This is a genomic window from uncultured Deefgea sp. (assembly GCF_947072475.1).
GTDB lineage: Bacteria > Pseudomonadota > Gammaproteobacteria > Burkholderiales > Chitinibacteraceae > Deefgea.
In genome coordinates this window covers 1-4,997 of sequence record NZ_CAMTIA010000098.1, presented here as the reverse complement: position 1 = coordinate 4,997, position 4,997 = coordinate 1, and the positions used below count along the sequence as shown (strand labels likewise).

At 49.5% G+C, this 4,997-nt stretch carries 4 protein-coding genes; all 4 read right to left on the bottom strand.

The window, feature by feature from the left end:
• A partial coding sequence (gene tssH, locus Q0V82_RS16330; protein ID WP_297577494.1) for a type VI secretion system ATPase TssH occupies positions 1-2,048 on the bottom strand: 2,048 nt, incomplete at its 3' end.
• A 20-nt stretch (positions 2,049-2,068) separates the two neighbouring features.
• Positions 2,069-2,590, bottom strand: coding sequence for a hypothetical protein (locus Q0V82_RS16325; protein ID WP_297577491.1), 522 nt, complete (start codon positions 2,588-2,590; stop codon positions 2,069-2,071).
• Between the two features lie 5 nt (positions 2,591-2,595).
• Entirely contained in the window at positions 2,596-3,366 is a 771-nt protein-coding gene (locus Q0V82_RS16320; protein ID WP_297577488.1) for a hypothetical protein, read from the bottom strand.
• A 2-nt stretch (positions 3,367-3,368) separates the two neighbouring features.
• Positions 3,369-4,997 (bottom strand): type VI secretion system Vgr family protein (locus Q0V82_RS16315; RefSeq protein WP_297577485.1); only part of this gene is annotated, 1,629 nt, incomplete at its 5' end.

Below are 4,997 nucleotides of genomic sequence, written 5' to 3'. Positions count from 1 at the left end.
ACTGCCTCGGTCAATACCCCACCTTCGCCGTAGCCTACATAGCCCGGCGGCGAGCCTTTTAGCCCTGATACGCTGTGCGCTTCTTGGTATTCCGACATATTGATGGTGATTAGATTGCGCTCGCCGCCGTATAGCGATTCGGCCAGCGCTAAGGCCGTTTCTGTCTTGCCCACGCCCGAAGGGCCGACCAGCATAAACACCCCTTTCGGTTTGCTTGGGTCGTCCAAATTGGCTTTGGCGATTTGCACCCGTTCGGCAATTTGCGCCAAAGCGTGATCTTGACCGATGACGCGCTCGGCCAGCAAAGACGCCAATTTTTGCACTTGCTCGAGCTCATTACTCACCATGCGCCCCAAAGGCACACCGGTCCAGCTTGAGATCACATCGGCAATCACGTTTTCATCAACGCATTCGTAGGCCAGCGGCAAGGTTTTTTGCAGCGCGCGCAGCTCGCTGCGTTTGGCCTGCAGCGGGCTGATTTTTTTGCCCTTGGTTTTGCTATCCGTCACGGGTTTGCTGCCCCCATCCGAAGCGGCTTTGAGCGCTTGGATTTCATCAATCACCGCTTGCTGCGCGTCCCACGCGACGACTAGGTTTTGCAAATCGCCTTCGAGCGCTTCGCGCTGCGTCGTCAATTCAGCAATCCGCTCGGCGTGGCCTTCCTCGGCTTGCAGCGCTTTGACTTCGCGCTCGATATTCGCAATCAACACTTCAACGTCTTCAATCGGTGCTGGACGGCCCGAGCGCGACAAAGCCACGCGCGCGCAAGCGGTATCGAGCACGCTAATCGCTTTATCGGGCAATTGGCGGCCAATAATATAGCGGCTGGATAAATTCACCGCCGCCACCACCGCCTCGTTCACAATCACCACATCATGATGCTTGGCCATCGCGCCCGTCAGGCCGCGCACCATTTGCACGGCGATTTCGGGCGCAGGCTCATCCACTTTGACTACTTGGAAACGGCGCGCCAGTGCGGCGTCTTTTTCAAAATACTTTTTATATTCAGCCCACGTGGTCGCCGCGATGGTGCGCAATTCACCACGCGCCAGCGCGGGCTTCAATAAGTTTGCCGCGTCGTTTTGCCCCGCCGCGCCACCGGCGCCAATCAAGGTATGCGCTTCGTCGATAAACAAAATAATCGGCACTGCGCTGGCTTTGACTTCGTCGATCACTTGGCGCAGTCGATTTTCAAACTCGCCCTTCACGCTTGCCCCCGCTTGCAGCAAACCCAAATCCAGCGTGCGCAACGTTACGCCATGCAGTACCGGCGGCACATCACCTTGGACAATTTTAAGCGCCAAACCTTCAACCACCGCCGTTTTACCCACGCCCGGCTCGCCAGTTAAAATCGGATTGTTCTGGCGGCGGCGCTGCAAAATATCAATCATCTGACGAATCTCGGCTTCACGCCCGAGCACCGGATCAATCTTGCCTGCTTTGGCCTGCGCAGTCAGATCGATGGTGTATTTATCCAGCCCAGGGCTGCCTTTGCGTGCAGCTGGGATTGGACTGATATTGGCCTCACCGGCGGTCTCATCGGCAATCGCGACATTTGATGTATTGCTGGCTAGCTCATTGCCATGTTGCCGTAGCGCTATATACCCACTAATGGCTCGTTGCGTATCCATTTTAATGATGCCCGCCAAATGCCCTTGCACCGTGGCCCGCAAAGCATCATCTCGCACCAAAACCAGCAACAAATCCAAGGTCGAAACACTGTCTTGCGCAAACTCAGTGCTGGCCATGAGCCACGCTTTTTCTAGCCATTTAGGCAGCCAGCTCGACAGCACTGGATTGCGCGTATTACCAGTACGAAACTGCGCCAAGGCCGATTCCAGCTCGCGATCGAGCTGATCCAAACTCAAGCCCAAAGCATGCAGCGCCGCCACACCAGCGTTATCGTCCTGCGACACCATCGCCAGCAAAACATGCTCGATTTCGATTTCAAAATGCGTGCGCGACAAGGCACGACTCGCCGCCTCTTCAACCGCACGGCGTGCAGTGGGAGTGAGACGGGAGATGAGGGCTTTGAGGGGAGTAGACATAAAAAAATAGACCCTGAGTTTTATTTGATTAGGGAAAATGCTTTGAGAATCTCATTATTTGGAATAACAAAAACATTTGAATAACTTGCCGAACCAAATGCTTTAATCATAATTACTTTACACTTCCACTCCTCACCTTTAACAATCGCATCTGAATAATATTTTTTAGCATCGTACTTTGACATACCTGCAATCCGAATTTTATCTTTTTCTTCATTGCTTTTATCAAGTACGACCAATCCTGTATAGATCCAAGGCTGTGACTTTGGAATTGGCGACTTTATATACCCATCAATATAAATAGGGTAATTTTTTTCCATAGTAATTTCAGCTTGCTCAGCGATAGGACAATAAATACGACCCACACTAAACTTATTAGTATTACTGCCAGAATCAAAAAGATTGGTGTCTGCTTCGAATGTTATAGTAGCTTGATATTGACCGGATTTTTTTAGCTTAACCTTACTTATATTAGCAGATGGTATTGTTGAGCAACCTGTGACTGCAAATAAAAGAATAAATATTAATTTAATTTTATTCATCACGGTTAATCCTCCAGGTTTACAACGGGAAGAAGTACTGGCATTGGCTTTATATGCCTCATAAAATTCTCAATTAAGTGATCCATGGCTGATTTTTCATTTGATATTGCGTAGGTAAACATTGCATTAGCATCGCCATGATTAATAGGCACGATAGCATTGATTAAAGGACCTGTGATCACATCCCACTGTCCACCAAGATCAGCAATAACGTCATCGAAGAAATAGTTATCCCAAGGAGCTTCTGCCCTAACATTAATCCAATTTCCTCCTTCAAAAAGTGGACTTGGCTTACTCCAATAGATATCCGACAGTAACGAAACAGCAACACCATCACCTACAGGATCAAGTGTTATAAGAAATTCAACCTTATACCCTTTTTTCGTCAATAGATTTGATAGATGTGCTGAATTCCAAGCGCCCAAACTATGACCAACCAAATATATTAAAGTATCTTTTTCTTTTATTCTTGAAATGAACTGTTTTTCAATATCATCATCGCCTTTGGCATCAGCGTAACTTAAATGATGAACTTTATTGCCTATAACCTCATATGGATACCCTTTGGAACTTAAAGCATTGACCAATGAAATTAATGCAAAGTTAATAAGCTTAGTTGGTTGCATTCCATAATATGCCTCTTTATCAGCAGCACCACCCACAAAGAAAAATACAAAATCCCTTGAGGGAACTTGCACTTCTTTATCTTTCTGATTTTCTTCCGCGGTTATAGTTTTTTTGGCAACACTTCGAACTGTGGATTTTTTCTTAGACATAATTAGTTCTTAATAAGAATTTCAACTGATTCGGCTAAATCAGGATTTTTAATGGTATGCGTATAACCACTCTCATCGGTGGTGCCATATTCTTTCTCACCATGTCCACGCTGAATGACGTATTTCTGATTCTTTAATACTTCACCACTTAATTCATCTTTTAATAAAAATTTATCGTTAAATTTCGTATTCGGCATTGAATTCAATACTTTAGACAAACTGGTTCCACCACTTAACTCATGACTTGCACCTTTTACACTCACTTCGCTCGGGCAATGAATATCAATATTTCCACCCTTAAGTCGGATATATCCACCGCCACAAGCCAGCAGCACTTCATCACCAGCAACGATTTCTACTTTTTCTTTAATCGCAGTAATTTTGACGTTTTTATCAGCGGTGATCTCTACATCATCGCTCTGCGCCTGAACTTGGACTTTCCCCTTTGCGGCGATGAGCTTGAGCGCGATTTTGTCTTTCACTCCGCTCACAAACAGGCTGATATGCTGGCCGACGTTGTGGATCCAGCGGCGGCCGGTGGTTTGGTTGTGGTCACGCTGCGCGATTTGATCGAGGTTCGTGCCCGCTGTTTGCGTCAGGCTTTGCGGCGTCGTCAGTGCAAGACCGTCTTGGCCGTGGATCAGCAAGAGTTGCTGTTGACCGGCTTGGTCTTCGGACTTGGTTTTGCTGTCCGTGTCGGTGTTGCTGCCGGCTTCCCAGCTTTTGGCGGCATGAACGTGGTGGTGTAGGTGGCCGGTTTTGCTCTTTTCGCCAGTTGAGTTGTCCGGCTTAATCGTTTGCTCGTTGTCGCCGGTTTCGATGGTGTCGGCAAGCTGTTTGGTCGCGACTTCGCCCAGGCTCTTGGCGAGTTCAAGTGCTGATTCAAGTTGGCTGTGGACGGGGCTGCGATCGAGCTGTTTGCCGCTCGCGCCAGCTTTGGCTTCGGTGCTCAGCAACAAACCTTTACCCGCACGAATCGCGCCTTGTTGGTCGGTGCGCAGCTCGAAACCTTCACCACGCGCTTCGCCTTTACCGTTGGTTCTGGGGTGGATCAGGTAGCCGAGGTTGAGCTGGGTTTTGGCGTGTTCGCTGCTGAGTTTGGTGCGGACTTGGCCGGTGCTGTCGTCGAACAGCAGTTCGCCGTATTGCCCGCCTTTGTATTCTTTACTCTTGATGCCCGACAGCGTTTTGTTGGCTGGCAGGCTGCCAGCGCCGCAGAAGGTCGGCGTTGGGTGGCTGCCGTTGTACACGACACCAGTGACAATCGGTCGGTCGATATCGCCTTCGATGAAATCCACCAGCACTTCTTGGCCAATGCGCGGGATGAATTGATGGCCCCAGCTTGCGCCAGCGCTCGGATAAGCGACGCGGATCCAGCAAGAGGATTTGTCATCCAGATTGGCACCGAAGTCAGGGTGTTCACTGCCACGTTGCCAGTGAAATTGGACTTTGATGCGGCCGAGTTCGTCGGTGTGGATTTCCTCGGACTGATCTGATCCGGCTCCTGCGCCTAGCGGCCCCACCACGGTCGCGGTTTGCACGCCGCGTGATTTGGGCTTGGCGAGCTGCTCGTTGTCGTTTAGGTTAAAGGCAGGGGTAATGGGCTGGCCACGGCGTTGGGATTTAAATTC

Bases quoted from the DNA above. Each gene is read 5' to 3' on its own strand.
- Q0V82_RS16325 (WP_297577491.1), bottom strand. From the start codon at position 2,590: ATGAATAAAATTAAATTAATATTTATTCTTTTATTTGCAGTCACAGGT.
- Q0V82_RS16320 (WP_297577488.1), bottom strand. From the start codon at position 3,366: ATGTCTAAGAAAAAATCCACAGTTCGAAGTGTTGCCAAAAAAACTATA.